The 25,424-nt window shown below is 69.2% G+C and carries 27 protein-coding genes and 1 pseudogene; 7 read left to right on the forward strand and 21 right to left on the reverse strand.

The genetic code is table 11. The features are described from left to right. Nucleotides 1-739 precede the first annotated feature (739 nt). Nucleotides 740-1,606 (forward strand): PE family protein, encoded by an 867-nt coding sequence (locus tag MTAB308_RS11780; protein ID WP_077099586.1) that lies wholly within the window; start codon nucleotides 740-742, stop codon nucleotides 1,604-1,606. 31 nt (nucleotides 1,607-1,637) lie between these two features. Here MTAB308_RS11780 and mftG read toward each other — a convergent pair whose 3' ends face one another. The 7 genes from mftG to mftA form a co-directional block, all read right to left on the reverse strand. Beyond that, nucleotides 1,638-3,059: a mycofactocin dehydrogenase MftG gene (gene mftG / locus MTAB308_RS11785; RefSeq protein ID WP_077099587.1), complete on the reverse strand. Its 1,422-nt coding sequence runs from the start codon at nucleotides 3,057-3,059 to the stop codon at nucleotides 1,638-1,640. A 16-nt stretch (nucleotides 3,060-3,075) separates the two neighbouring features. Next, nucleotides 3,076-4,488: a mycofactocin biosynthesis glycosyltransferase MftF gene (mftF, locus tag MTAB308_RS11790; RefSeq protein WP_077099588.1), complete on the reverse strand. Its 1,413-nt coding sequence runs from the start codon at nucleotides 4,486-4,488 to the stop codon at nucleotides 3,076-3,078. Then, entirely contained in the window at nucleotides 4,485-5,216 is a 732-nt protein-coding gene (mftE, locus tag MTAB308_RS11795; protein ID WP_077099589.1) for a mycofactocin biosynthesis peptidyl-dipeptidase MftE, read from the reverse strand. Before mftE ends, mftF begins: the two co-directional genes overlap by 4 nt. Before the next feature lie 178 nt (nucleotides 5,217-5,394). Further along, nucleotides 5,395-6,576, reverse strand: a complete 1,182-nt coding sequence (mftD, locus tag MTAB308_RS11800; protein ID WP_077099590.1) for a pre-mycofactocin synthase MftD — start codon at nucleotides 6,574-6,576, stop codon at nucleotides 5,395-5,397. Nucleotides 6,577-6,579: 3 nt separating this feature from the next. Then, entirely contained in the window at nucleotides 6,580-7,755 is a 1,176-nt protein-coding gene (gene mftC / locus MTAB308_RS11805; protein WP_077099591.1) for a mycofactocin radical SAM maturase, read from the reverse strand. Then, nucleotides 7,752-8,024: a mycofactocin biosynthesis chaperone MftB gene (mftB, locus tag MTAB308_RS11810; protein ID WP_077099592.1), complete on the reverse strand. Its 273-nt coding sequence runs from the start codon at nucleotides 8,022-8,024 to the stop codon at nucleotides 7,752-7,754. The genes mftC and mftB overlap by 4 nt, the downstream gene beginning before the upstream one ends. Before the next feature lie 5 nt (nucleotides 8,025-8,029). Beyond that, nucleotides 8,030-8,119 (reverse strand): mycofactocin precursor MftA, encoded by a 90-nt coding sequence (mftA, locus tag MTAB308_RS11815; RefSeq protein WP_066907308.1) that lies wholly within the window; start codon nucleotides 8,117-8,119, stop codon nucleotides 8,030-8,032. Nucleotides 8,120-8,206: 87 nt separating this feature from the next. On the opposite strand from mftA, the gene mftR reads away from it, so the two are divergent. The 4 genes from mftR to MTAB308_RS11835 are packed head-to-tail and all read left to right on the forward strand — an operon-like array spanning nucleotide 8,207 to nucleotide 11,694. Then, nucleotides 8,207-8,803 (forward strand): mycofactocin system transcriptional regulator, encoded by a 597-nt coding sequence (mftR, locus tag MTAB308_RS11820; RefSeq protein ID WP_173842153.1) that lies wholly within the window; start codon nucleotides 8,207-8,209, stop codon nucleotides 8,801-8,803. After that, complete coding sequence (locus MTAB308_RS11825) at nucleotides 8,800-9,852, forward strand: DUF2332 domain-containing protein (protein ID WP_077099593.1); 1,053 nt, start codon at nucleotides 8,800-8,802, stop codon at nucleotides 9,850-9,852. The genes mftR and MTAB308_RS11825 overlap by 4 nt, the downstream gene beginning before the upstream one ends. A gap of 52 nt (nucleotides 9,853-9,904) precedes the next feature. Beyond that, nucleotides 9,905-10,426 carry an RNA polymerase sigma factor gene (locus tag MTAB308_RS11830; RefSeq protein WP_077099594.1) on the forward strand — a complete coding sequence of 174 codons (522 nt, stop codon included), beginning with the start codon at nucleotides 9,905-9,907 and terminating at the stop codon, nucleotides 10,424-10,426. Beyond that, on the forward strand, nucleotides 10,423-11,694 hold the full coding sequence (locus MTAB308_RS11835) for a VOC family protein (protein WP_077099595.1): 1,272 nt from the start codon (nucleotides 10,423-10,425) through the stop codon (nucleotides 11,692-11,694). Before MTAB308_RS11830 ends, MTAB308_RS11835 begins: the two co-directional genes overlap by 4 nt. On the opposite strand, the gene MTAB308_RS11840 is transcribed toward MTAB308_RS11835, so the two are convergent. The 10 genes from MTAB308_RS11840 to MTAB308_RS11885 all read right to left on the reverse strand — a co-directional run bounded on the left by MTAB308_RS11840 (nucleotide 11,691) and on the right by MTAB308_RS11885 (nucleotide 21,859). After that, nucleotides 11,691-12,668 (reverse strand): D-2-hydroxyacid dehydrogenase family protein, encoded by a 978-nt coding sequence (locus tag MTAB308_RS11840; protein ID WP_342744154.1) that lies wholly within the window; start codon nucleotides 12,666-12,668, stop codon nucleotides 11,691-11,693. The two genes, MTAB308_RS11835 and MTAB308_RS11840, sit on opposite strands and share 4 nt — an antisense overlap. Further along, entirely contained in the window at nucleotides 12,665-13,837 is a 1,173-nt protein-coding gene (locus MTAB308_RS11845) for an NAD(P)/FAD-dependent oxidoreductase (protein ID WP_425436249.1), read from the reverse strand. Before MTAB308_RS11845 ends, MTAB308_RS11840 begins: the two co-directional genes overlap by 4 nt. A 24-nt stretch (nucleotides 13,838-13,861) precedes the next feature. Next, nucleotides 13,862-14,680: a mycofactocin-coupled SDR family oxidoreductase gene (locus MTAB308_RS11850; protein WP_077099598.1), complete on the reverse strand. Its 819-nt coding sequence runs from the start codon at nucleotides 14,678-14,680 to the stop codon at nucleotides 13,862-13,864. 49 nt (nucleotides 14,681-14,729) lie between these two features. After that, complete coding sequence (locus MTAB308_RS11855) at nucleotides 14,730-15,557, reverse strand: SHOCT domain-containing protein (protein WP_077099599.1); 828 nt, start codon at nucleotides 15,555-15,557, stop codon at nucleotides 14,730-14,732. 95 nt (nucleotides 15,558-15,652) lie between these two features. Beyond that, on the reverse strand, nucleotides 15,653-16,441 hold the full coding sequence (locus MTAB308_RS11860) for a PE family protein (protein WP_077099600.1): 789 nt from the start codon (nucleotides 16,439-16,441) through the stop codon (nucleotides 15,653-15,655). Between the two features lie 178 nt (nucleotides 16,442-16,619). After that, a complete protein-coding gene (gene tuf / locus MTAB308_RS11865) occupies nucleotides 16,620-17,810 on the reverse strand; it encodes an elongation factor Tu (RefSeq protein WP_066907286.1) in 1,191 nt (396 codons plus the stop codon). A 96-nt stretch (nucleotides 17,811-17,906) separates the two neighbouring features. Beyond that, nucleotides 17,907-20,012: an elongation factor G gene (gene fusA / locus MTAB308_RS11870; protein ID WP_077099601.1), complete on the reverse strand. Its 2,106-nt coding sequence runs from the start codon at nucleotides 20,010-20,012 to the stop codon at nucleotides 17,907-17,909. Nucleotides 20,013-20,082: 70 nt separating this feature from the next. Next, entirely contained in the window at nucleotides 20,083-20,553 is a 471-nt protein-coding gene (gene rpsG, locus MTAB308_RS11875) for a 30S ribosomal protein S7 (protein ID WP_066907284.1), read from the reverse strand. After that, entirely contained in the window at nucleotides 20,553-20,927 is a 375-nt protein-coding gene (gene rpsL, locus MTAB308_RS11880; protein WP_003879423.1) for a 30S ribosomal protein S12, read from the reverse strand. Before rpsL ends, rpsG begins: the two co-directional genes overlap by 1 nt. Nucleotides 20,928-21,208: 281 nt before the next feature. Then, nucleotides 21,209-21,859 carry a TetR/AcrR family transcriptional regulator gene (locus tag MTAB308_RS11885; protein WP_077099602.1) on the reverse strand — a complete coding sequence of 217 codons (651 nt, stop codon included), beginning with the start codon at nucleotides 21,857-21,859 and terminating at the stop codon, nucleotides 21,209-21,211. 149 nt (nucleotides 21,860-22,008) lie between these two features. Here MTAB308_RS11885 and MTAB308_RS11890 point away from each other — a divergent pair, with 149 nt between their 5' ends. Both MTAB308_RS11890 and MTAB308_RS11895 read left to right on the forward strand, forming a co-directional pair. Further along, nucleotides 22,009-22,374: a DUF3060 domain-containing protein gene (locus MTAB308_RS11890; protein ID WP_077099603.1), complete on the forward strand. Its 366-nt coding sequence runs from the start codon at nucleotides 22,009-22,011 to the stop codon at nucleotides 22,372-22,374. 27 nt (nucleotides 22,375-22,401) lie between these two features. Continuing rightward, nucleotides 22,402-22,884: a DUF3060 domain-containing protein gene (locus MTAB308_RS11895; protein WP_077099604.1), complete on the forward strand. Its 483-nt coding sequence runs from the start codon at nucleotides 22,402-22,404 to the stop codon at nucleotides 22,882-22,884. Here MTAB308_RS11895 and MTAB308_RS11900 read toward each other — a convergent pair. From MTAB308_RS11900 to MTAB308_RS30585, 4 genes and pseudogenes are all read right to left on the reverse strand, one after another. Beyond that, the gene (locus MTAB308_RS11900) at nucleotides 22,881-23,648 is read right to left on the reverse strand and encodes a crotonase/enoyl-CoA hydratase family protein (protein ID WP_077099605.1); all 768 of its coding nucleotides are present in this window, start codon (nucleotides 23,646-23,648) and stop codon (nucleotides 22,881-22,883) included. The two genes, MTAB308_RS11895 and MTAB308_RS11900, sit on opposite strands and share 4 nt — an antisense overlap. Then, nucleotides 23,645-24,364, reverse strand: a complete 720-nt coding sequence (locus tag MTAB308_RS11905) for a PaaX family transcriptional regulator C-terminal domain-containing protein (protein WP_077099606.1) — start codon at nucleotides 24,362-24,364, stop codon at nucleotides 23,645-23,647. The genes MTAB308_RS11900 and MTAB308_RS11905 overlap by 4 nt, the downstream gene beginning before the upstream one ends. Before the next feature lie 4 nt (nucleotides 24,365-24,368). Beyond that, nucleotides 24,369-25,307: a crotonase/enoyl-CoA hydratase family protein gene (locus tag MTAB308_RS11910; RefSeq protein ID WP_077099607.1), complete on the reverse strand. Its 939-nt coding sequence runs from the start codon at nucleotides 25,305-25,307 to the stop codon at nucleotides 24,369-24,371. A gap of 4 nt (nucleotides 25,308-25,311) precedes the next feature. After that, nucleotides 25,312-25,407 (reverse strand): annotated as a pseudogene (locus MTAB308_RS30585) (hypothetical protein); the annotation flags it as partial. Nucleotides 25,408-25,424 lie beyond the last annotated feature (17 nt).

Below are 25,424 nucleotides of genomic sequence, written 5' to 3' on the forward strand. Positions count from 1 at the left end.
CTTGCCAAGATCCGCCCGTCGTGGTATCAGAAAATATATATCGACAGGTGCAGGTCATCTCGTAGGTTGAGGTGGGTGTGATGTTGATGGGTCTCGACCCGCTGAGCAAACAACAGGGGACGGTTGGTGCGCCGGTGTGCCCGGCGTTGATCGAGGCGGCGGCGATCGTGGAGGCCGAGTGGCTGCGCCTCAGGCCGCCGAGCGGCCCGGCTCGCCACGTCACCTGTGAGTTGCCCGCTCCTCGGCGAGGTCGGTGCCGACTCCACACCTCGGTAACCACGAAACCCACGCCGCGCGCAGGGCCGACGTGCCGCGGTGAGTTGGCGTCCCGATGGCCGGTTCCCCGGGTCTGGGCGCGGGAACGATCGCCTCCGGCCGCGGGATGATGCGCAATCGCCGGTCGAGTCCTACCGAAGGGAGGTGGTGCAGACGGGGACCTCGTACCGTCCACGAATATTGCGACGCAGAGTTCGCGCCTGACGCAAAATCAGCCGCGCGCCCGCCACTTGTCGTGGCCATCTACGTGGACAGCACGAACGTCGCCGCATTTTTCCGGGCGGGTCGCGCCCGGCTCGATCCCCCGCGGATCGCGGCCGTGGCGCGGCCCGCCCCTTTTTTCGGCAACTGCGTGAAGATCAGCTGAAAACGCCTCGGCGACCCCGTCCAGGGCGCTAGCATCCGGTGGAGCGGGGTCCGTTGTGGGGAGGCGGGCGCCGTCGAGGCTAGCCGGGGGAGCGGAATGTCCTATGTGATCGCAGCGCCGGAGTACGTGGCAGCCGCCGCAATGGATTTGGCGAATATCGGATCCATGGTCAGCGACGCCAACTCGGCCGCGCTGGGTCCGGTTTCGAGCGTGCTGCCCGCGGGCGCCGACGAGGTATCGGCCGGCATCGCGAGCCTGTTCGACGCGCACGCCCAGATCTACCAGGCGCTCAGCGCCGCCGCGCAGGCGTTCCACGCCCAGTTCGTGCAGCTGATGAGCGCCGGCGGGGAGCAGTACGCGCTTGCCGAGGCCGCGAACGCCACTCCCCTGCAAACCGCCGGCCAGAGCGTGCTGAGCGGGGGCAATGCGCCCAGCCAGGCGCTGTCGACCGCGCAACCGCTGATGGGCCCCGCCGCATCGGCGGGCTCGGCGGCGGCGAGTGTGCCGGCGGCAACGGCGGGTCTGGCGGGCGGTGCGGCCCCGGCCGCGCCCGCGGCGTCCGTTGCGCCGGCGGTCGCGCCGGCGCCGGTCGCACCCGTTGCACTGGCACCGACCGCAACGCCGTTCGCGGCGGCTCCGGCCGTGGCTCCGGCGGCCGCGCCGGTTGCCGCGATGCAGGCCGCGACGCCGGCTTACGCTCCGGCGGCCGCAGCGGTGGCCGCGCCGGCGCCGGCAAGCATGCCGGTCGAGGCGGCGCCGGTGGAAGCACCGGCATTCTCTCCCGTGTCCGCGGCGCAGGCGATGCCCATCACCACGCCGCTCAACGCGGCGCCCGCGGCGACACCTAACTATTCTCCGGCGACGCCGGCCTACTCTCCGGCGACGGCGGCAGCGACCGGATCTCACGAGGAGCAACCGATGGCGGCGGGCATGCCGATCGAGATGGAGCCCTACTCGTCCTGATTCACCGCGCGCCGTTCTTCCGTGGCCTCACTCACGCAACGAATTCGGCGGCCCGGTGCCCGAGCATCACGATCGTCGCGTGCGGTCCGCGGCTGGTGATGGCGGGCAGGATGGAACCGTCCATCACCCAAAGGTTTTCGACTCCCAGCACCCGGCAACGCGGGTCAACGACGGCGCCCATCGGCGCGGTGCCGCAGAGGTGTTGGGACGTCGACCACACCGGTGAGCCGACAGAGGCTGTGGCGCCGGCCAATTCGCGCGCGAGTTCGCTCCCCTCGCGCAGCGCCGCGACGTCGTCGGGCTCGCTGTCGTAGCGGTGCTCGATCCGCGGCGGCACGGCCGGATCCGGCGAGACCAACGTGATGCGCCCGCGCGCCCGCGGCCGCATCAGCGCCACCCCGATGTGCGGCCAGTCGGGGTGCCCCGCGGTCCCGTCACCGGTCATCGCCACGAATCCCCCCGTGTACGGTCTGATCTCGAGACCGTCGGCGGTCCCGAGCACCACCTCCACCACGGGCCGACCCGGCGCCACGGCCCAGTTCGTCGGCAACACCCACTCGGGGTGGTCGCTGCACGACGTGCCCACCGGCAGCGGCGTCACCACCGGGACACCGGCGGCCCGCAGCATCGCTTCGTCGCCGATGCCGGAGAGCATCAGCAGCTGAGCCGACCGTATCGCCCCGGCGCACAACACTATTCGGTCGGCGGCCAGCTCCATCGGGCCGTGCGGGCCGATGGCGTCGACGCCGACCACGGTAGCGCCGGAGAAACGCAGCCGCACCGCCCGGGTGCGCTCCAGCAGGGTAAGGTTGGGCCGCCCCAGCGCCGGGAGGAGATATGCCGCACCAGAGCCGGTGCGTACGCCATCGACGATGTTCAGCGGGACCGCGCCCAGTCCCGAAATCGGTTCCGGCCCACAGTCGTTGAGATCGCCGATCCACCGAAATCCGGCGCTCTCCGCCGCCGCGATGAAAGTTTCTGTGGTTCCCGTCATTTCGCGCGTCCGACGCACGGCGATCGGGCCGCTTTTGCCGTGGGCGGGGCCGTCGAAATCGAGGTCGGTCTCGATGGCGCGGTAGTGCTCGAGCACCTCCGGCCATGTCCAACCGGGTAGCGGGGCGCGGTCGAAGTCACTGGGCAGGGCGCGGCAGAAGTAGCCTCCGTTGATGGCGCCCGAGCCGCCGACCGTCTTACCGCGCACGATCGGAAGCTTGAGGTCGTGCCGATCGGTGAGGTGGGTCAGGTAGCGCTCGGCCACCGGGCTGCCGACCCCGATCGGCAGTTGCAGCCCATTGCTCGTCAACGCCAGCAAGTCCGGATCGGACAGCCCTGGGCCGGCCTCGAGGACGGTCACGGTGCGGTCGGGATCGCGACAAAGGCGTTCGGCAACAACCGATCCGGCGCTGCCGGCGCCGACTATCAGCACGTCGCTGCGCGGGACGGCCCCGGTCAAGGCGGCTTCAGGACCACTACGTGCGGATCTGCGGCTTGAGCGCGCGCACGTTGCGTTCGCGCGCCACACCCCACCACAGGCCGAGGCCGTAGGCCAGGTCGTCGATGCGCTTGAGCAACAGGTAGGTCAGCAGCCCGATCGGTTCGGCCTCGTCGCCGGTGGCGTCGCGGCGGCGGAGCCAGTCCACCACGCCGTCCATCACGGCCGCGACCAGCACCACGCGTCTGCAGTGGCGCGACAGGACGGCGGCGAGCAACGCCACCGGCCAGTAGTGCCGGCAGACGGCCGACGCCAGTTGCAGCGCCGCCGACCACAGGCCGCGGGTGGCGATCGTCACGACATCCCACAGCGAGGTCTCGGCGCTGCGCATGGCCTTGGCGATCCGACGGCCCGTCACCAACGCGACCACGATCGAGGCGAGCTGGCTGAGGCTGGTCCCCAGCGCCATGAGCGTCCAGGCCATCAACGCCCAGCCGGAGATCACCACCGGCGCCGTCTTGTCCGGGTGGCGCACGGACAACGGGGCGGCCGAGCCGCCATAGAATGCCTTGCGCGCAAGCCAGTCCCGCAATTCGGTGCGGTGATCGTGCGCGACCTGCGCGATCGGCTCGTAGCGCAGGCGGGCCCCCGCTTCGATGAGCCGCCAGCACAGGTCGACGTCCTCGCCGGACTGCATGGTCTCGTCGAACCCGCCCACGTCGCGCAGGGCCGAGCGGCGGCAGATGATGGCCGCGCTGGGGACGTAGGACACCGTGCTGTGGGGCAGCACCGGGGCCTCGCGCTCCCCGAGGTCCAGCGACGAGTGCACCGCCTCGTACCGCGCCACCACGTTCTCGCTGTGGGACAAACCGACGATGCGCGGCGCGACCAGGGCGACGGTGGGATCGCAGAAGTGGCCGAGCAGGGCCTCCAGCCAACCCCGGCGCGGTGTCACGTCGGAGTCCAGGAAGGCGACGAAGTCCGTCGTGCAGGCGGCCAGGCCCGTGTTGCGTGCCGCCGCCGGACCCTTGCTGTAGGAGTGGCGCAACACCTCGACGTCGCAGTGGGCGCCGATGAAGTCTTCGGCCTCGATGGGCGGGAAGGAGCCGTCGTCGACCACGACGACGCGCAGCCCGCGCAGCGAACTCACCAGGCGCCGCACGCCGGAAACGTTGTCGCGCACCGGAATTACGACGGTCACGTCGCGGTGTGAGGGGCCACCCGCGGGCCGGGGGTGGGCCACCGTGGCGTCCAGCAGGGTGCGGGCCAGCTGCGCGCTGACGTCGTCGCGGACCTTCAGCCGGCCGTCGGACAGCATGCTCTGGGCGGCCGGAGCCAACTTCAGCAGGCGCGTCGGTGAGCCGCCCAGCAGAGCCGAGCCGTCGCCGAGCACCCGCACCCGGCGATCGACCTGGACGGCGAATCCGTCCGGCAACCGCGTGGCCGTCATGTGAGCATCCCGTCGGGCCCGGGCGACCACCGGGCGACTCGACGGACGCAGTCGTCGACCATCTCGCCGAAGATGCGCTTGCCCTCGGCGGCGGTCGCGGTCGTCGGGTCCCCCAGCACCCCGACCGGGCTGACCGCCGCGACTCCCCCGCGACGCATCGCGGGAAGCAGGTCGGGCAGCGGCGCCCGGTTGCCGGCGAGCCACCGGTCGCTTCGCACCTCCGTCGGTGAGATATGGAGCAACACGGAAGTTTCGGTATGGCCGGCGTGGGCGTCCCCGCCGGGGGCCACGCAGGGGCACCAGCCGGCGTCTCGTCCTTCGGCGCGCAGCCGTCCGACGGCCGCCCGCAACGCGCCGACGTTGCCGCCGTGGCCGTTGATGAAGACCAGGCTCGGGGCCCAGCAGGCGGCTGACCTGCCGTACTCCACCAAGAGCAGCGTCAGGGCCTCGGTGCCGATGGAGATGGTGCCGGCGAAGTCCTGGTGTTCGCCGCTGGCGCCGTACGCGATGGCCGGCGCGACCAGCCACGGTTGTTCGAGGCGGGCCCGAGCCCCGCGGGCGACCGCGGCCGCGATGCGGTTGTCAGTGTCCAACGGCAGGTGCGGACCGTGTTGTTCGGTCGACCCCAGCGGGACCATTATTGACGGCGAGGTACTGAATAGCTGGCTCGACGTCGCCGCTCCTAATTCGCCGAGTACGGGCACTGGCTGATGGTAGGACGAATTCACCTGGCGTGCACCAATTGTTGACCCTCGAAAATATTTTTTTCTGGCTTGTTCACCGAGCGGTCGAATATGGTGACTCGTCCGTCACGGTTACCACGCGAACACCACAATTTTCGCGACGGCGGATTGAGATTAGATCAATTCCAGATCAAAACCTAGGAATCCCGCCCAACATTCTTAACTATGCGGGCGGCACCCCGAGCGAGCGGGTGAAGCCGTCCGGCACCAGGATGTCGTCCGGGCCGAGGTCGTGGACCGACGAGTGCCCCAGCCCCATCAGCGCCGAGTCGATGCCCCCGCGCAGGATGTCGAGGACGTTTTCCACCCCCGCCTGCCCGGCCGCGGCGAGGCCCCACAGATAGGCGCGGCCGATCATCACCGCCCGCGCCCCCAGGGCCACCGCCTTGACGACGTCGCTTCCCCGGCGGATGCCGCCGTCGAGCAGGACCTCGACCTGGTCACCGACCGCGCCGGCGACCGCGGGCAGGGCTCGAATCGACGCCGGCGTGCCGTCTAAGTTGTTGCCGCCGTGATTGGACACCGAGATCGCCGAAACACCGGCATCCACGGCCCTTTTGGCGTCATCGACGCGCATCACGCCCTTGAGCATGAAGGGCCCGCCCCACAGCTCGCGCAGCCAGGCGATGTCCTCCCACGTCGGCGGCGAGGTGCCCATCCACTCCCCGTAGGCGGCGAAGAACGCCGGGCCGGGCTCACCGCGTCGGCCCTGGTTCGGCACCCGCAGGTCCGGCGGGCGCAGCGTCTTGCCGTACTTGAACAGCCAGCGCGGCTTGAAGACGGCCTCCGGAGACTGCCGCAGGACGGTCCGCAGGTTCATGGCTTCGGGGATCTTCGGGCTACCCCAGTCGCGGCCGTGCGAGAACGACCAGTCGGTGGTGACGATCAACCCGACCGCGCCGGCCTGGCGCGCGCGTTCCACCCGCTGCGCGATCGCGTCGCGCCCGCCCAGCCAGTACACCTGGAAGAACACCTTGGGATTCGCGGCGATGACTTCCTCGATCGGCTTGCTCGCGAAAGAGGACAGGCCCATCGCCGTCCCCCGCGCCGCCGCCGCCCGCGCGACGGCGACCTCGCCGTCCGGGTCGACCGCCTGGACACCGGTGGGCGAAATCAACACGGGCATCGAAATATCTTGTCCCATAACGGTGGTCGACAGGTCGCGCTTTTCCTGGGCGCCGACGACGTGGGGAGCGAATCCGAGTTCACCAAATGCCGCGACGTTGTCGGAGACGGTGATGCCCTTTTCACTGCCCGCGAGCAGCGCCGAGTAAACGGATTTCGGTAGCCGCCGCTTCGCGCGTTGCTGGGCGATCGCCACCGTTTCGAACCATTGGTCGGCCATTGGTTACAGCGGGCTCTCGTCGCAGAGGCGGGCCGGGGGCCGCGAGAGTGTCAGCAGCACCGGCCCGGCGGCCTTGCGGGAGTGGTCGGCGCGCGGCCGCGGGGTCTGCCGCTCGCGGGCCAGCGCGGGGGCGCTGTGTCCCTGGACGCATTCGGGGTCCGGGCCGTCCAGCGGCAGGCCGGTGAAGAATTTTGCCGCCATGCAGCCGCCCCGGCAGCTGTCGTAGTGCCCGCAGCTGCCGCAGGCGCCCGCCGACTGCGGTTCGCGCAGCTCGCGAAACAGCGGCGCGTTCTTCCAGACGTTGTCAAATCCGCCGTCGGACAAGACGTTTCCCGCCAGGAATCGGTCATGGATGGCGAACGGGCAGGCGTACACGTCACCCACGGGGTCGATCAGGCACACCACCCGGCCCGCCCCGCACATGTTCAGGCCGGCCAGGGCCCCCGACGAGCCGAGCGGTGCCAGGTGAAAGAAGGAGTCACCGGTGAGCACCCGCTCCCCCTTGGCGACCAGCCAGTCGTACAGCTGGACCTGCTGGGCGGCGGTGGGATGCAGCTCCTCCCACACGTCGGCTCCGCGGCCCGAGGGACGCAGCCGGGTGATGCGCAGGGTGGCACCGTAACGGCTTGCCAGCGCGGCGAATTCGTCGAGCTGGTCGACGTTGTGCCGGGTCACGACGACGGAGATCTTCGCATCCGAGAAGCCGGCCGCCGCGAGGTTCTCCAGCGCGCGCACCGCCATCGCGAACGAGCCTTCGCCGCGCACGGCGTCGTTGACCTCGGCGGTGGCGCCATCGAGCGAGATCTGAACGTCGACGTAGTCACTGGCGGCCAACCGCTCGGCGACCTCCGGGGTGATCCGGACGCCGTTCGTGGAGAACTTCACGCCGACGTGGTGCGCCGTCGCATAGTCGACCAGCTCCCAAAAGTCCGGGCGCACCGTGGGTTCCCCGCCGCCGATGTTCACGTAGAACACCTGCATGCGTTCCAGCTCGTCGATGATGTCCATGCACTGGCGGGTGGACAACTCGCGTGGGTCGCGTTTGCCCGACGACGAAAGGCAATGCACGCAAGCCAGGTTGCATGCGTACGTCAGCTCCCAAGTCAGGCAGATGGGCGCGTCCAGCCCGCGCTCGAACTGCTCGATCAGACGCGGTACGGGGGACGTTGCAGCCGTCATTGGGCCTCCTGAAGTACCAACATCTTTGAATCGGCCAGCACGCCCAGCGCGTGCAGATAGGGACCGTGCCCGGGGTCGTCCACGCCCGCGGCGCGGCAGGCGGACCTCACGTCGGGATGGTCTGCCAGCGACCGCACCACCGTGAGGATGGTGCGGTTCTTGAGAAAGGACAGCTTGCGGGTGCCGAAATGGTAGAGCAGCGCGCCGAACGGCTCCGGCCGTACCGCCACCTGCGGGTGCAACCGCCAGCCGAGATCGGGGTCGAACACGCGGATCAGTAGACCCCGCACATCCCGTCGATCGACACCTCTTCCACCAGGGTCTCGGTGACGAGCTCGGTCGCGGTCTCGGTTTCGTGGTCCATCTGGATTTCCTCCCTTGAGGGCTCGACAACGACGGATCGTTCTGGACACAATATGGCATCGAGTGCCGCAATGGAAGGGCGGGTCCGATGATGCCGCAGCCGCGGGTGGGCCGGCGCCGCTCCACGACCCCGGGCCACATCACCGATGTCGCCCTCGAGTTGTTCGCCGCCCGAGGTTTCGCCGAGGTGAGTGTCGACGACGTCGCGCACGCGGCCGGGATCGCCCGCCGCACGGTGTTTCGCTATTACGCCTCCAAGAACGCGATCCTCTGGGGCGACTTCGACGCCCACCTCGCGCACCTGCAGCAGCTGCTCGACAAGGTCGATTCGCGGGTCCCGCTGGGCGACGCGCTGCGTGCGGCGCTGCTGGCGTTCAACACCTTTGACGAATGCGAGACCGCCCGGCACCGTCAACGCATGCGCGTCATCCTGGAAACCGCGGAGCTGCAGGCCTATTCGATGACGATGTATGCGGGATGGCGCGAGGTGATGGCGAGCTTCGTGGCCCACCGGTTGGGACTCAAGACGACCGATCCGGTGCCACAGACCGTCGCCTGGACGATGCTCGGGGTGGCACTGAGCGCTTATGAGCACTGGCTCTCCGACGAGTCCGTCCCGTTGCCCGTCGCGCTCGGCAACGCATTCGACGTCGTCGGCGCCGGGCTGGAAAGCCTGGACCGATGAACGCGGGCCCCGAGCACCTGCTGCACATGTTGCGCTCGCAGGGCCGGTTCTGCGCGGGCTCCGGCTCCCCGATGTACGGGGAGCTCTTCGAGTTGGTGGCCGCCGACGTCGAGGCGGGCGGCGTGTTCGCGGCGATTCTGTCCGGCCACGAGGACGATCCGTCGCGCCTCGCGGTGCCCCTGCGGCTGCTCGGCGGGCTGCACCGGTTGGTGCTCGACGGCCGGGCCCCGGCGTTGCGGCTCTGGTATCCCAGCGCCGGTGGCGCGTGGGACGCTCGCGACGCCTGGCCCGAAATCCTGGGCACCGCCGCCCGTCACAGCGGCTTTCTGCGCGCGGCGCTACGACAACCGCCGCAGACCAACGAGGTGGGCCGCTCCGCCGCGCTGATCGGTGGGCTGTTGCGGCTGGATCACGGATTGGGTTTGCCGGTAAGGCTTTTCGAGATCGGATCGAGCGCCGGGCTGAACATGCGGGCGGACCACTACCACTACCGGTACGACCGCGGCCGATGGGGGCCCCTCGATTCGCCGGTGACTATCGACGACGCGTGGCGCGGCGCCCTGCCGCCCGACGGCACCGTCTGGATCGTCGAGCGAAACGGTTACGACATCGCACCCATCGACGTCACCGGCGCCGACGGGGAGATGACCGTGTTGAGCTACGTCTGGCCCGACCAGGACGCCCGGCTGGACCGGCTGCGCGGTGCCATCGCGGTAGCCCGGAGCGTTCCGGCGGGGCTCGAGCGCCGGAGCGCGGCCGACGCGGTGGCCGGCCTTAGCCTCGCCGACGGCGCGCTGACCGTGCTGTGGCACTCGATCACCTGGCAGTACCTGTCCGAGGACGAGCGCGCCGGCGTCCGCGACGGCGTCGAGGCGCTGGGCGCGCAAGCCGGCGCCCGGTCACCGTTCGCCCATCTCACCCTCGAACCCGCGCGGGACGGGCCGGGCGCGCCGATCAGGTTCTTGGTGCGGGCCCGCCGCTGGCCGGGCGGCGAGCTCGCGATTCTCGGCGAATGCCATCCGCACGGCCCCCCGGTGAATTGGCAATAATTTTTTCGCCCGCCCGCGTCGGAGTTCGGCCCGCAGCGGCGACGATAGGGGTGTGAGCGCCGAAGCGGAGCACCAATGCGACGCTCGACGCGCCCTGCTCGCGCTGTACGACGAGGCGTTGCCCGTGGTGTACGGGTATTTCGTCCGCCGCTGCCGGGATCGCGCCACGGCGGAGGACCTGACGTCGGAGTCCTTTCTCGCGGCGATGGACGCCGCGCGCAAGGACGACCCGCCGCCGATCTCGATCCCGTGGCTGCTCGGCGTGGCGCGCCACAAGCTGGCCGACCACTATCGGCGCGGTCAGCACCGGCTCGCCGTGCCGGTCGCCGATCCGCCGGAACCGGTGGACGGGGCCGACGACTGGGACGCCGAGCTGGATCGCCTGGTCGCCGAGGCGGTGCTGGCGCGGCTGGCCGAGCCGCACCGCGCCGTGCTGGTGCTGCGCTACATGGACGACTGCACGGTCGGCGAATGCGCGGAGCTGCTCGGACGCTCCGTGCACGCCACGGAGGCGCTCTTGGTCCGGGCCCGCCGGGCCTTCAAACGGCAGTATCCGGAAGGGGGCACGTCATGAGTCGACAGGACCACATCGATCCGCTGGACGTGCTGCGCGCCAACGACCTTCCGGCGCAACCCGATCCGGACTTCGCCGCGCGCCTGCGCCGGCGCCTGGAATCCGCATTGTCCCTACCGAAAGGAGTCGTCATGGGCGGCACCGCCAGCGCCCTGTCCGAACTGACCGAGCCATCGGCCGCCGAGGCCGCCCCGCGCCCGGCGGCGCTGCCCTACCTCAGCGTCGGGGACGCGCGGGCGGCGATCGCCTGGTACGCCGACGCCTTCGGCGCCGAAGTGATCGGCGAACCGATTGTGATGGACGACGGCCGCATCGGGCACGCGGAGATTGCGATCGCCGGCGGCGTGCTCTATCTCGCCGACGAATACCCGGAGTTCGGCCTGAAAGCCCCTGCGCCCGGACGGGTTTCGGTGAGCCTCATGCTACGCGTCGCCGACACCGACGCCGCGCTGCGGCGGGCGAGCGAAGGCGGCGCCGCCGTCGAGCGCGAGCCCTACGAAAACTACGGAAACCGCACCGCGACCATCATCGACCCCTTCGGCCACCGGTGGATGCTGTCCGGCCCCACCGCGGCACCGCCCATCCGGCACGGCGACCTCGGGTACGTCTCGGTGTGGACGCCCGACCCTGATCGAGCGGCCGCCTTCTACGGCCACGTCCTGGGCTGGACCTACGACCCCGCATCGCACCGGGTCACCAACACCGAGCTGCCGACCGGCATTGTGGCCAGTCCCGGGCAGCCCACCCTGTTCTGCTGCTACGCGGTGGCCGATGCCGAGGCCGCCCGCGCGGCGATCGCGGAGGCCGGCGGTGTCCCGGGCGAAACCCGGGACACCGAGTACGGCGTCCTGCTCGAAGCCACCGACCCGCACGGGGTGGCGTTCGCGGTGTTCGAGCCGCCGCCCGGACGAAAGCGTCCGGAACTCAACGGTTCCGGGCCCGGCGAGCTGTCCTACGTCACCTACCTGGTGCCGGATTCCGCGGGCTTCCGCGACTTCTACGGCCGGGTGCTGGGATGGGCCTTCGAACCCGGCCAGGTGGCCGACGGCTGGCAGGTGGTGGGCACCCATCCGATGGCCGGCGCCGCCGGCGGCGGCCCCGATCCCGCCACGGTGCCGATGTGGACGGTGCCGGACCTCGAGGCGGCCGTCGCGCGCGTCCGCGAGGCCGGCGGCACCGTGCTCGCCGAGCCGGCCCGCCAGCCATACGGCGTGACCGCCGAGTGCGTCGACGACCAGGGCGGCCGCTTCTATCTCGGCGAGTTCTAGGCGTTGGCGATCCGGATGGGCGCCCCGTCCAGCCACGCGACGACGGCCTCGACGGTGTCCTCGTAGAAGGCGCCGAGCATCTCCCGGGTGACGTAGCCCAGGTGGGGAGACAGCGTGACGTTCGCCAACGCCCGCAACGGGTGGTCCGGCGGGGGCGGCTCGGTGTCATAGACGTCGAGCCCGGCCCCGGCGATGCGCCCGGTGCGCAGCGCGTCGATCAGGGCGGCCTCGTCCACGATCGGGCCGCGGGAGGTGTTGATCAGGTAGGCGTGCGGCTTCATCAGGGCCAGCTCGGGACGGCCGACCAGGCCCCGGGTGCGCTCGGAGAGCACCAGGTGAATGGACACCACGTCGGATTCGGAGAACAGCACCTCCTTCTCGACCCGGCGGGCGCCGACCGCCGCCGCGGCCTGTTCGGTGAGGTTCTGGCTCCACGCGATGACCTGCATGCCAAACACTTTCGCGTATTCGGCCATGCGGCTGCCGGTCCTGCCCAGGCCGAGCAGCCCGATCGTCTTGCCGGACAGCGCCATCCCGGTGGTCCTCTGCCAGCCCCCCGCGCGCATGCTCCGATGCTCTTCGGCCAGATTGCGCACGGTCGCGATCATCAACCCCCAGGCCAGTTCCGGGGTGGCGTCGCGGACCGAGGTGAATCGGGGATGGGCGAAGTCCGAGTGGGCGACCAGCACGCCGCGCTCGCTGGCCGCCGCCATGTCCAGGTTGGGCAGGCTCCGGCCGACGATGGTGATCAGCTTCAGGTTCGGCAGCCGCTCGATCAGCGTGCGCGGCAGGGCCATCCGCTCGCGCATGGTGCAGATCACGTCGAAGGGCCGCAGCGCCTCCACCGCTTCCGCCTCGGACAGATGCCGATCGAAAACGGTGATCTCGCAACGGTTTTGCACCTGCGACCAGTCGGCGAGGTCGAGGGCCAGGCCGGCGTAGTCGTCGAGTATCGCCACCTTGGGATTCGTCAGCCCAGCACCTCGGCGATGGGCGCGGCGGAGGCGATCTTGGCGCGGACCTTCATGACCTTGCCCGGCATCCCGCCGCCCACCACGCCGACCAGCACCCCGTCGCGCTCGTAATAGGCCAGGAACTTGCGCCCGTCGTCCTCCACGAGATGGACGGTGTCGGTGGCCTCCGGCTCCCCCAGGCACTGGATCTTGACGTCGTATTGGTCGCTCCAGAAGTAGGGGACGACGGGGTTGGTGGGAACGTCCCGCCCCAGCATCGCCGGCACCACCACCCGGGCCTGGTCGGCGACGTTGCTCCAATGTTCCACGCGCGCTTGGTGTCCCGTCGCGTCGCGCCAGGATGCGACATCCCCCAGCGCCCACACCTTCGGCGCGCTGGTGCGGCCGGCCTCGTCGCAGACGACACCGTTATCGACGTCGATGCCGCTGCCCTCGAGCCATTCGGTGGCCGGGCGCGACCCGATCCCGATGACGACCAGGTCGGCGGGCAGTTCCGTCCCGTCGGTGAGCACCACGGTGTCGACGTGGCCCTCGCCGCGCACCTCGGTCACGCCGACACCGAGGCGGACGTCGACGCCTTCGTCGCGGTGCAACCGCGCCACCAGTGCGCCGATCTGCTCGCCCAGCACGGCGGCCAGCGGCGTCGGCTGCGGCTCGACCAGCACCACGTGCACCCCGAGGGTGCGCATGCTGGCCGCCACCTCGCAGCCGATGAAACCCGCGCCGATCACGACGGCGCGCTGCGCGGCGGACGCGTGCTCGCGCAACGCCATGCTCTCGTCGAACGAGCGCAGCACCCGAATGCCGTCGAGATCCGGTAGCGCGGGAATGCGCCGCGGCACCAACCCGGTGGCGATGACGAGTTCGTCGTAGCCGAGCACCGACCCGTCGGCCAGCGTGACCGTCTGCGCGGCGGTGTCGAGACCGGTTGCCGCCGAACCGAGTCGCAGGGTGATGTCGTTGTCGTCATACCACTCGCGCGGCTTGAGGGCCACGTCGTCGACCTCTTTGCGCAGCACCTCCTTGGACAGCGGCGGGCGGTCGTACGGCAGGTGCACCTCGTCGCTGACGATCGTGATGGGACCGGTGTATTCCGACCGGCGCAATTGTTCGGCGGTCCGGGCCCCGGCGAGCCCGCCACCCACGATCACGATGCCATTTTCGGTCACGTGGTGTTCATACACGATCGCGAATCAGTACTTCAAGGCGCCCTTGTCCACCGGGATTTGGCTACCCGAGAGCGTGCCTGAGCCGTCCCCAGCCAACCAGACGACGACGTCGGAAACCTCGTCGGCCGTCATGAAGCCCTTGTACTGCATTGGCATTGGCGGGAAGCTGTGCACGTAACGCGGGTGCTTGGCAAAGATCTCCATCATCGCCTCCGGCTCGATCATCGGGGTTTCGACCGAGTAGGGGTGGATGGAGTTGACCCGGATGCCGTATTCGCCGAGTTCGATGGCCAGCGTGTTGGTCAGCGCGGTGAGCCCGAACTTGCTCGCGGCGTAGTGGCCGTTGCCCGGCGTCGCCTTCAGGCCCGCCGACGAGCTGACGACGACGATCGACCCGCCGTTGCCGGCCTCGATCATCGCCGGAATCGCGGCCCGCAGGGTGCGCCAGGTGCCGGTCAGGTTGATCCCGATCACCGTGTCCCATTGCTCGTCGGTGAGCTCCCAGACCCGGCCCCACCCCAGCACCCCGGCGTTGGCCACCAGGATGTCGAGCCGGCCGAATTGTTCGACGCCGTCGGCCACCAGCTGCCGCAGCGCGGCGTCGTCGCGGATGTCGACCTCGCGGGCCAGCACCTTGCGGCCCTCGGCCTCGACCAGTCGGACGGTCTCGTTGAGATCCTCGGGCGTGGCCGGTGTGTAGGTCAGGGTGTCGGACGCCCGCGCGCAGATGTCGAGCGCGATGATGTCGGCACCCTCCCGCGCGAGCCGCACCGCATGCGAGCGCCCCTGCGCCCGGGCCGCGCCGGTGATGAATGCCACCCGTCCCTGCAGTGATTCAGCCACGGTGCAAGGCTAGCAGCGAAACTGAAACGTGTTCTAACTAATCCTGGGTTCAGATTTCGGAGATGATCTGGGCCCGGCGGCTGTTGTACTCCTGGTCGCTCAGCGCGCCGCTGGCCTTCAGCGTCTCGAGCTCTTGGAGCCGCTGCGCGATCGACGGCTGCGGCGTGGCGACCGGCGCCGGACCGCCGGCCGCCGCCGGCTGGGGGGCCGGTGCCTGCTGTTCGGCCGCCCGCCGCACCACGGCCTGGACCTGCTGGCGCAGCGCGGGATTGGACCGGATGTCGACCATCCGATTGAGCGGGACGTTGTTCGCCTTGAGGATCTGCAGGATCTCCATCAGCGGTCCGGCCTGCCCGCTGAGGTCGTAGGTCCTGTTGTCCTCGGCCAGCGTGAACTGCGCCGGCACCAGCCCGTTGACCAAAGCGCTGCGTTCCCAGTCGATCCGGTACTCACCGGTGGTGGGGTTGACCAGGACCACGACCTTGCGGGCGTTGAGGTTGCCGAGCCGGGTCACGCTGGCGATCACCCGGTCCTCGCTGTCGAACGGCAGAAACCCGGGCCCCGCGATGTGCAGGTAGACCTTGACCACCTGTTGGTTGTTGATCCAGGTCCCGGTCTCGCTGAGCCCGGTGATCTGGGCCAGCGCCAGCACGCCGTGCTGCTCGAGCTCGGCGTTCTTGGCGGATGACTTCGCCCCGTAGTTGGCCAGCGCGAGCGCGATCACCACGTCGGCCACGGTGATCAGGAGGCCCACGTACAGCATCCACTGCAGCAGGTCGCCGAACCCGAGGGTGAAGTAGACGACCAAAAAGATCGGACCCACCAGGCCGCCGCACAGCAAAACGATCAACTGTGCCTTCAGGTAGCGCGCCAACACGTGTCTCTCCTCGTCTCGCTGGGAAGTCCGTGTCAGATTAGCGCTCGACCGGCGGTCGCGATAGCCGAGCGCGCAAACCGTTTCCGAGCCCGGGTCTACTCCTCGGAGGACTCGGCCGGGGCGGCCGCCGCCGGAGAGTAGGCCGGCGTCGCGGGACGCACCGCCGCCGAAGAGCCGGCGGGCGCCGCGGCCGGCATCGTCGCGGGCAGCGGCGTTCCGGCGTATCCGTCGAGGCCGACCTCCTCGGCGGCTGCCACACCTTCTGAGGCCCCGATGACGCCGGAGGACGCGGCCGGGCCGCCGGTGGCGGCGGCCGCGGGGACGGCGCCGAGGTTCTGACCCGCGACCAGGCTGCCGGTGAAACCGGCCCCGCCCATGCCGAACGACTCGCCGCTGCCGGCGGCCGCGGAGGCGGGACCGACGGCGCTAATCAGCTGGCCGGCCACGCCGCTGCCCCCGGCACCCAACACGCCCGGCCCGCTGGGCGCGACCGCCAGTGAGGGGCTCACGCCGTTACCGGCCGGGACGGCAGCGGCCGCCGCCTGGCTCGGCGTGCCGACCGCGCCCAGCGCCGCTTGCTCCACGGTCTGCAGCGGCGAGGCATTGGTCGCCTCGGCGAGGGCATACTGGGCCGCGCCGCCGCTCATGAGCTCGACGAACTGCTGGTGGAACATCGCCGCCTGGGCGCTGAGCGCCTGGTAGACCTCGGCGTGCGCGCCGAACAGCGCGGCGATCGTCGCCGACACCTCGTCGGCACCCGCGGCCAGCACCCCCGAGGTCGGGGTCAGCGCCGCGGCGTTGGCCGAGCTGATTGCCGACGCAATATTCGCGAGGTCGGAGGCCGCCCCGGATAGGTACTCAGGCGTCGCGAAAACGAACGACATCCGTACCTCCCGTGCGGGTCATCACGATCAAACAATCGGCCGGTCATTAGACACGGACGCAATAAGGCTAAACCTATATTAACCGCGCCGCCGACGCCCGGTTTCGCCGATTGCCGCGGCCCCGGAAACGCACGAAGCCCGGGCTGCCATGGCGGCCCGGGCTTCGCGTCGAACAGAGCTACTTGATGATCTTGACGACCCGGCCGGCGCCGACGGTGCGGCCACCTTCGCGGATCGCGAACCGCAGGCCCTCGTCCATGGCCACCGGCTGGATCAGCTTCACCGAGATGTTGGTGTTGTCACCGGGCATCACCATCTCGGTGCCCTCCGGCAGCGTCACCACACCCGTCACGTCGGTGGTGCGGAAGTAGAACTGCGGGCGGTAGTTGTTGAAGAACGGCGTGTGCCGGCCGCCCTCGTCCTTGGACAGGATGTAGACCTGGCCCTCGAACTCGGTGTGCGGCGTGGTGGTGCCGGGCTTCGTGACGACCTGGCCGCGCTCGACGTCCTCGCGCTTGATGCCGCGCAGCAGCAGCCCGACGTTGTCGCCGGCCTGGCCCTGGTCGAGCAGCTTGCGGAACATCTCCACACCGGTGACGGTCGTCTTGGTGCTGGTCGGGCGGATGCCGACGATCTCGACTTCCTCGTTCACGTTGATGACGCCGCGCTCCACACGCCCGGTGACCACCGTGCCGCGGCCGGTGATGGTGAAGACGTCCTCGACGGGCATCAGGAACGGCTTGTCGGTCTCGCGGACCGGGTCCGGGATGGACTCGTCAACCGCGTCCATCAGCTCCTCGACCGACGAGACCCACTTGGCGTCGCCCTCGAGCGCCTTGAGCGCGGATACCCGCACCACCGGGGCGTCCTCGTCGAACTCCTGGGCGGCCAGCAGCTCGCGGACCTCCAGCTCGACGAGCTCGAGCAGCTCCTCGTCGTCGACGGCGTCGGCCTTGTTCAGGGCGACCAGGATGTAGGGCACGCCGACCTGGCGGGCCAGCAGCACGTGCTCGCGGGTCTGCGGCATCGGGCCGTCGGTCGCGGCGACCACCAGGATCGCGCCGTCCATCTGCGCGGCGCCGGTGATCATGTTCTTGATGTAGTCCGCGTGACCAGGCGCGTCGACGTGGGCGTAGTGCCGCTTGTCGGTCTGGTACTCGACGTGCGCGATGTTGATGGTGATACCGCGCTGACGCTCCTCGGGGGCGTTGTCGATCTGGTCGAACGCCTTGGACTCGTTCAGGTCCGGAAACTTGTCATGCAGGACCTTGGTGATAGCCGCGGTCAGGGTGGTCTTGCCGTGGTCAACGTGACCGATGGTCCCGATGTTGACGTGGGGCTTGGTCCGCTGGAACTTCGCCTTCGCCACTGTTGTGTCCTCCGACTTGTTGGTGCTTTGTTAAGCAGTGTTGATTTCTTGTTGTGCCGCGGTGTTAACCGGGTCAGCTTACTCGTACGCCTGAACTCACTGACCCGTCGCCTTAGCGATGATCTCCTTCGACACGTTCGCCGGTACTTCGGCGTAGGAGTCGAACACCATGGAGTAGTTCGCCCGGCCTTGTGTCTTCGACCGCAGGTCGCCGACGTAGCCGAACATCTCCGACAGCGGCACGTGCGCCTTGACCACGCGTGCACCGCTCCGCTCCTCCATGGCCTGGATCTGGCCACGGCGGGAGTTCAGGTCGCCGATCACATCGCCCATGTAGTCCTCGGGCGTGGTGACCTCGACGGCCATGATCGGTTCCAGGATCACCGGTTGCGCTTGCGCGGCAGCCTTTTTCAGCACCTGGGAACCGGCGATCTTGAAGGCCATCTCGGACGAGTCGACCTCGTGGAAGGCGCCGTCGAGCAGGGTGACCTTGAGGTTCACCAGCGGGTAGCCGGCCAGCACGCCGTACTGCATGGCGTCCTGGGCGCCGGCGTCCACCGACGGGATGTACTCGCGCGGGATGCGTCCGCCGGTGACCTTGTTCTCGAATTCGTAGGTCGCGCCGTCCTCGCCGTGGAACGGCTCGAGGTTGATCAGCACCTTGGCGAACTGGCCCGAGCCACCGGTCTGCTTCTTGTGGGTGAACTCGACCTTTTCCACCACGCGGCGGATGGTCTCCTTGTAGGCCACCTGGGGCTTACCCACGTTGGCCTCGACCTTGAACTCGCGGCGCATGCGGTCGACCAGGATGTCCAGGTGCAGCTCGCCCATGCCGCCGATCACGGTCTGGCCGGTCTCGGCGTCCTGGTGGACCTTGAACGTCGGGTCCTCCTCGGCGAGCTTCTGGATCGACAGGCTCAGCTTCTCCTGGTCGCTCTTGGTCTTGGGCTCGATGGCCACCTCGATGACCGGGTCGGGGAAGGTCATCGACTCGAGCACGACCTGGTCGTTCGGGTCGCTCAGGGTGTCGCCGGTGGTGGTGTCCTTCAGACCGATCACCGCGTAGATGTGACCGGCCGACGCGGTCTCCACCGGGTTCTCCTTGTTGGAGTGCATCTGGAACAGCTTGCCCAGCCGCTCCTTCTTGCCCTTGGTGGAGTTGATGACCTGGCTGCCGGAATCGACCTTGCCCGAGTACACCCGGACGTAGGTCAGCTTGCCAAAGAACGGGTGCGTGGCGACCTTGAAGGCCAGCGCCGAGAACGGCTCGTCGGTCGACGGCTTGCGCACGACCTCGACGTCCTCCTTGCCGGGGGCGTGGCCGACGGCCGGCGGCACGTCCAGCGGCGAGGGCAGGTAGTCGATGACCGCGTCCAGCATCGGCTGCACGCCCTTGTTCTTGAACGCGCTGCCGCACAGCACCGGGTAGGCCTCCGAGCTGATCGTCAGCTTGCGGATCGCGCCCTTGATCTCCTCGACGGTGAGCTCCTCGCCGCCCAGGTACTTCTCCAGCAGCGTCTCGTCTGTCTCGGCGACGGACTCGAGCAGCTTGGTGCGGTACTCGTCGGCCTTCTCCTGCAGCTCGGCGGGGATGTCGACGACGTCGTACTTCTCGCCGAGCTTGGCCTCGGCGCTCCACACCTTGGCCTTCATCTCGACCAGATCGACGACGCCCTCGAAGTCACCCTCGGAGCCGACGGGCAGCTGGATCGGGATGACGTTGGCGCCCAGCCGCTCTTCCATGGTCTTCACCGAGAAGTAGAAGTCGGCGCCGATCTTGTCCATCTTGTTGACGAAGCAGATCCGCGGGACGTCGTATTTGTCGGCCTGGCGCCACACCTGCTCGGACTGCGGTTCGACGCCCTCCTTGCCGTCGAAGACGGCGACGGCACCGTCGAGCACGCGCAGGCTGCGCTCCACCTCGACGGTGAAATCAACATGGCCAGGCGTGTCGATGATGTTGATCTGGTTGTCGTTCCAGAAGCAGGTGGTGGCCGCGGAGGTGATGGTGATCCCCCGCTCCTGTTCCTGCTCCATCCAGTCCATGGTGGCGGCGCCGTCGTGCACCTCACCGATCTTGTAGCTGATGCCGGTGTAGTAGAGGATGCGCTCGGTCGTCGTCGTCTTGCCGGCGTCGATGTGCGCCATGATGCCGATGTTGCGGACCTTGGTCAGGTCGGTCAGCACGTCCTTCTGTGCCACAGAAGTCTTCCCACTCTTTCGATTGCTTGGTTAGCTGTCGTTACGCCTCCGGCATCATCGCCGGCGGGTCTCACCAGCGATAATGCGCGAAGGCGCGGTTTGCCTCGGCCATCTTGTGGGTGTCCTCACGCCGCTTGACGGAGGCCCCGAGGCCGTTGCTGGCGTCGAGGATCTCGTTGGCCAGCCGCTCGATCATGGTCTTCTCCCGGCGCTGCCGCGAGAAGCTGACAAGCCAACGCAGCGCCAGCGTGGTGGACCGGTCAGGACGCACCTCGACGGGCACCTGGTAGGTCGCACCACCGACGCGGCGGCTGCGCACCTCCAGGGCGGGCTTGACGTTGTCGAGAGCACGCTTGAGGGTGATCACGGGATCCGTACCAGTCTTTTCCCGCGCATTCTCGAGCGCACCATAAACAATGCGCTCGGCGAGCGATTTCTTCCCCTTGAGCAGAACCTTGTTCACCAGCTGAGTGACCAGCTGCGACCCGTACACGGGGTCGTTCACCAGCGGACGCTTGGGCGCGGGCCCCTTGCGCGGCATTAGCTCTTCTCCTTCTTGGCGCCGTAACGGCTGCGAGCCTGCTTGCGGTTCTTGACGCCCTGGGTGTCGAGCGAACCGCGGATGATCTTGTACCGGACACCGGGCAGGTCCTTGACCCGGCCACCACGCACCAGCACCATCGAGTGCTCCTGCAGGTTGTGGCCCTCGCCGGGGATGTAGGCGGTGACCTCCACCTGGCTCGTCAGCTTGACGCGCGCGACCTTCCGAAGCGCCGAGTTCGGCTTCTTCGGGGTGGTGGTGTACACGCGGGTGCATACGCCACGGCGCTGCGGGCTGCCCTTCAGAGCCGCGGTCTTGACCTTGCCGATCTTGTCCCGACGACCCTTGCGGACCAGCTGCTGAATGGTTGGCATCTACCGGCTTTCTGTGTTGTCGTTCGTGTTCTGGCTCAAGCTGTTAAGTCTGTGTACTGCAGTTTCGCCCGCCCCGGGTAAGCTCGCCTACCCCGCGGCCGGGTGTGTCGCAAGCGCTCAGCACGGCAGTCGATCCGGTGCGTCGGGGACATGCGAATTAGCCCGGCATCCGCTCCCTTACGTCAGGCGCCGTAAGCCGCCAGGCACGAGCTACCACAATACCCGCCGCCGGTCTCGCTGGTCAAAGCGGCGGCGAGGGGCCGCGGATCGCCACCATCGGACTAGTTCGGGGCTGCTTGGCGCGCGGTGCGCCTGCTCAGCGCCTCCATACCCCGAGCCAGCCGCAACACCATGTCGGAGAACAGCACGTCCGTGTCGATGTCATCCATGACCCCGGTCATCTCCAGCAACACGAAGCCGTGCAGCGCGGACCAGAATTCCAGGGCGGCGTGGAAGGCTTCCTCACCGCCGAGGCCGTAGGAGGCCAGCACGGAGATGACGGGCGCGGCCGCGCCCCTGGTGGCGGCCGCGTACTCGGGGTCGTCGCCGCCCAGCGGCATCCGGGTGAACGCGGAGTACCGCCCGGGGTGGTGATGGGCGTAGCTGCGGTAGGCGCCGGCCATGACCAGCACCGCGTCGTCGCGCGCGCGACCCTCGCCGACCCGGTTCAGCATCGTGATGATGTCGTCGATGACGCGGATCCGCACAGCGCGGCGCAGGTCCTCCAGGCTGTCCACGTGGTTGTACAGCGACGGCCCCTTGGTGCCCAGCTGGGTGGCCAGCGCGTTGATCGTCAGCGAGTCCCAGCCCTCGCGGTCCAGGAACGTCAGGGCGCCGTCGACGATGCCTTCGCGGCTCAGCTTGGCCGGCCGGGAGCCCGACTTCCCGGCGCGCTGGCGCCCCGCCGCCGGCGGCGGTTCTGGAGCTGCCATGGCGATCGCCCTTCGAGTGATGCGGGTGGGTTAACTAATGACTCTAGTTGACGATGGGCGGGAAAATGGTGAGCCGATAACCCTGCCGCCGGGCGGGCGGATACACGTAATCTCTTTCCAGGCCGACTCGACGCCGAAGGGGGCTCGCCGTGAAGTGGACAACCGCCGCGGGGCCGCTGGTCACCTGCGCCCTCGTCGTCCTCGCCCCCACGCCGGCCGCGCCGGCCAAGAACGGCGACACCCACGTCATCGGGCAGGGCCTCGAGCAGACGCTGGACTGCAACGATGCGACCCTGATCGTCAACGGCAGCTCGAACGTCGTCAACGCGAAGGGCAACTGCTGGGCTGTGACGGTCATGGGATCGGGCAACACCGTCATCGCCGACTCGGTCACCCACGACATCACGGTGTACGGCTACAACGAGACCGTGTTCTATCACGGCGGCGACCCGATCCTCTGGGACCGCGGGCGCGAACTGGGCATGACCAACCGGCTCCAGCAGGTGCCGGGCTGAGCACCGAATCGAGAGAATCGAGGATCGATGCGCGACCACATCACCGACCGCCCGTCCAGGCTCGCGGCGCTCGCCTTGGCACCGGCGGCCGCGGCGTTAGTGCTGGCTGGTTGCAGTTCCACCGCCAACCCGCCCGGTGGCTCGACCACGACGACGACGAAAAGCAGCACGACGACCACGAGCGCCGCGGCGGGGCCGACGAGCACGGGCGGGGCGAGCACCACGGCGTCCGTCGAGATCGGCAACACGCTGAACTACGGCTCGATGGGAACCACGGCCACCCTCGATTGCGCCGACGGCAAGTCGCTGAACGTGGGCGGCTCCAACAACACGCTGACCGTGACGGGCACCTGCGAGACGGTGACCATCGGCGGCGCGAACAACAAGATCACCCTCGACAAGGTCAACACGCGCATCACCGTGGTGGGACTGAGCAACACCGTCACCTATAAAGACGGTGATCCCAAGGTCGACAACCTCGGCTCGAGCAACTCGATCAGCAAGGGCTAATTCGCCGGCGTGCCATGGCGGCCGGCACCCGCGGCGAACCGCCCGGCCCCTTCCGCGGCCTCCGCGGCGACGCGCGAGATGCTGGCGAATTCGAAGTCGATGGCGTCGGATTCGGCAGTGCCCCACTGGTGCAGCGCCGAGCGCCGGTCCGATCGCAGGCACTGCTGCGGCAGCGCCGCGAGCTGGGCCGCCAGTTCCTCCGCCGCTTGGCGCGCTTGGCCTTTCGGCACGACGCGATTGGCCAGCCCCATCGCCAGCGCCTCGTCGGCCTTGACCCCGCGGCCGGTGAGGATCATGTCCATTGCGCGGCTCTGCCCGATCAGCCGGGGCAGCCGCACGGTGCCGCCGTCGATGAGCGGCACGCCCCAGCGCCGGCAGAACACCCCGAATACGGCGTCCTCCTCGGCAACCCGCAGATCACACCAAACGGCCAACTCCAGGCCCCCGGCGACGGCGTAGCCGCTGACCGCTGCGATTACGGGTTTGGACAGCACCATCCGGGTGGGCCCCATCGGGCCGGGGCCCGTGCGGTGCACGGCGTTGGCGTCGGGCGTGCCGAAGGACTTCAAATCGGCTCCGGCGCAGAACGTTCCGTTGTCGCCCCAGAGCACGGCCACCGACGCGGTGTCGTCGCGGTCGAACTCGTCGAACGCCGCGTAGAGCGCGGCGGCCGTCGGGCCGTTGACGGCATTGCGCGCGCCCGGCCGGTCGAGGATCACCGTCGTCACGGCGCCGTTGCGCTCTACGCGCACTGGATCACTCATGTCACCTCCAACAGGGATGGGTCACGCCGCCGCGCCAGCTCGGTGGCGAAGTCGTGGTAAGCCTCGCGCAGCCGGTCGCCGGGCCAATCGGCGGGCAGCAGTTCGGCGGGCAGCATGGGGTCGGTGAGCACGTGGCGCACGATGCCCGTGGCCGCCACGAAACGGCCGGGAATATCGGAAGCGCCGGCCATCTCGCCGAGCAGCCGGTGTCCGGTTCGGGCCCACCCCGGCAGGTCCCACAGCTCGCCGGCCAGCTCCGCCGGCGCGTCGTCGCGGGCCTTGAGCACGCGCACCCGCCCCGCGACATCGGGATCCAGGTCCAGCCGCAAGTTGTCGGGCCGCATCCACACCCCCTCGCGGAGTTCGCCAAAACGCTTGTCGTGCATGCCTGCTCGCAGCGCCGCCCGGGTGCGCGCATCGCCGCCCACGCTGGTCACGATCAGCACCGACCAGTCGCCCCGCCACGGGCGGGTGCGGGGGTGCATGGCGTCGTCCTGCCGGCGCTGGCGGGCCAGCAATCGATCCGAGAGCCGGTAGCCGTCGGCGGACCGGATCAGATCGCCGGCCCCGACCATCCGGGTCAGCGCCACCCGCAGCGCGGTCTCCTTGATGCCGAAATCGGCTGTCAGCCTGATCAATTCGCCGGCGCTGGCGCACGCCGGGTGCGCGCCGAGCAGCACGCTGAGCACCACCGAGCGGGCGGTCATGTGGGGCAACGGATCACACCCCCGAGGCTTTGCGGCCGTGGTCGCCGAACGGCTCGTCGCGATGCCGCACCGCCTCCCGAAAGCCGTGCTCGACCGCGTCGGCCACGAAGGCGTGCCCCTCGGGCGTGTGCCGCGCGACGCCGTCGAAGACCGTGCTGACCATCCTGCTGGTGGCCACACCCTGTTGCAGCAGGGCCGAATTGAGCGCCAGCTTGACCATGATCAGCTGGTTGACGGGCACCGCCGCGATCCGCTCCACCAGCCGCTCGGTGCGTTCGTCGAGGTCCTGCGGCTCAGGCGCCTCGACGGCCAGGCCCCACTCGGCGGCCTGCGCGCCGGTGATGCAATCGCCGGTGAGCAGCAGGCGTTTGGCGCGCTGATCGCCGAGCCGGTGTGCCCACAGGCCCGCCGCCGGGACGCCCCACACCCGGGTCGGCGGGTAGCCGATCTTGGCGTCGGCCGCGGCGATCACCTGATCGGCGTGCAGCGCGATGTCGGTGCCGCCGGCCACGCAGTAGCCGTGGATCTTCACCACCGTCGGCTTGTCGGCGTGCATCAGGCTGGAGAACCCGCGCACGAAGCGGCTCATCATCTGGTAGTCGACCATCGGGTCCCACGGCTGGTCCGGCAGGTGGTTGGCCGCCTGGGTCTTGCCGTCCAGCACGGTGCCCTGGTACGCGCCCGTCCCGCCGGCCGAGCCGGTGCGATCGGCGTAGGCGCTCAGGTCGAAGCCCGCGCAGAAGCCCTCGCCGCGACCCGACACCAGGATGACGTGCACACCGGGGTCGAGGTCGGCGCGCTCGACCAACGCCGAGAGCTCCAGCGGGGTGTCCGCGACGATCGCGTTGCCCTTCTCGGGCCGGTTGAAGGTGATGCGCGCAACCCGGTCGGTGACCTCGTAGGTCATCGTCTTCAGGTTGTCGAAGTCGACCGGCCTGATCGCGTGAGTCACGCGCGCCGCTCTCCCCCGCAAGCGGGAGGTGCCCCCACCTCATCGCTACGTCCCCCTCGGCGCTCCGCGCCTGGGGGCGCCCCCACTGCATCGTCGCTGGCGTGAGTCATGTTGCGG

The organism is Mycobacterium terramassiliense (genome assembly GCF_900157385.1).
GTDB lineage: Bacteria > Actinomycetota > Actinomycetes > Mycobacteriales > Mycobacteriaceae > Mycobacterium > Mycobacterium terramassiliense.

Bases quoted from the DNA above. Each gene is read 5' to 3' on its own strand.
- rpsG (WP_066907284.1), bottom strand. From the start codon at position 20,553: ATGCCGCGCAAGGGGCCCGCGCCCAAGCGTCCGCTGGTGAACGACCCC.
- mftR (WP_173842153.1), top strand. From the start codon at position 8,207: ATGATGCCGCAGCCGCGGGTGGGCCGGCGCCGCTCCACGACCCCGGGC.
- mftD (WP_077099590.1), bottom strand. From the start codon at position 6,576: ATGGCCGACCAATGGTTCGAAACGGTGGCGATCGCCCAGCAACGCGCG.
- mftA (WP_066907308.1), bottom strand. From the start codon at position 8,119: ATGGACCACGAAACCGAGACCGCGACCGAGCTCGTCACCGAGACCCTG.
- mftF (WP_077099588.1), bottom strand. From the start codon at position 4,488: ATGACGGCCACGCGGTTGCCGGACGGATTCGCCGTCCAGGTCGATCGC.
- MTAB308_RS11825 (WP_077099593.1), top strand. From the start codon at position 8,800: ATGAACGCGGGCCCCGAGCACCTGCTGCACATGTTGCGCTCGCAGGGC.
- mftC (WP_077099591.1), bottom strand. From the start codon at position 7,755: ATGACGGCTGCAACGTCCCCCGTACCGCGTCTGATCGAGCAGTTCGAG.
- MTAB308_RS11860 (WP_077099600.1), bottom strand. From the start codon at position 16,441: ATGTCGTTCGTTTTCGCGACGCCTGAGTACCTATCCGGGGCGGCCTCC.
- MTAB308_RS11780 (WP_077099586.1), top strand. From the start codon at position 740: ATGTCCTATGTGATCGCAGCGCCGGAGTACGTGGCAGCCGCCGCAATG.
- MTAB308_RS11835 (WP_077099595.1), top strand. From the start codon at position 10,423: ATGAGTCGACAGGACCACATCGATCCGCTGGACGTGCTGCGCGCCAAC.
- MTAB308_RS11885 (WP_077099602.1), bottom strand. From the start codon at position 21,859: ATGGCAGCTCCAGAACCGCCGCCGGCGGCGGGGCGCCAGCGCGCCGGG.
- MTAB308_RS11895 (WP_077099604.1), top strand. From the start codon at position 22,402: ATGCGCGACCACATCACCGACCGCCCGTCCAGGCTCGCGGCGCTCGCC.
- rpsL (WP_003879423.1), bottom strand. From the start codon at position 20,927: ATGCCAACCATTCAGCAGCTGGTCCGCAAGGGTCGTCGGGACAAGATC.
- MTAB308_RS11900 (WP_077099605.1), bottom strand. From the start codon at position 23,648: ATGAGTGATCCAGTGCGCGTAGAGCGCAACGGCGCCGTGACGACGGTG.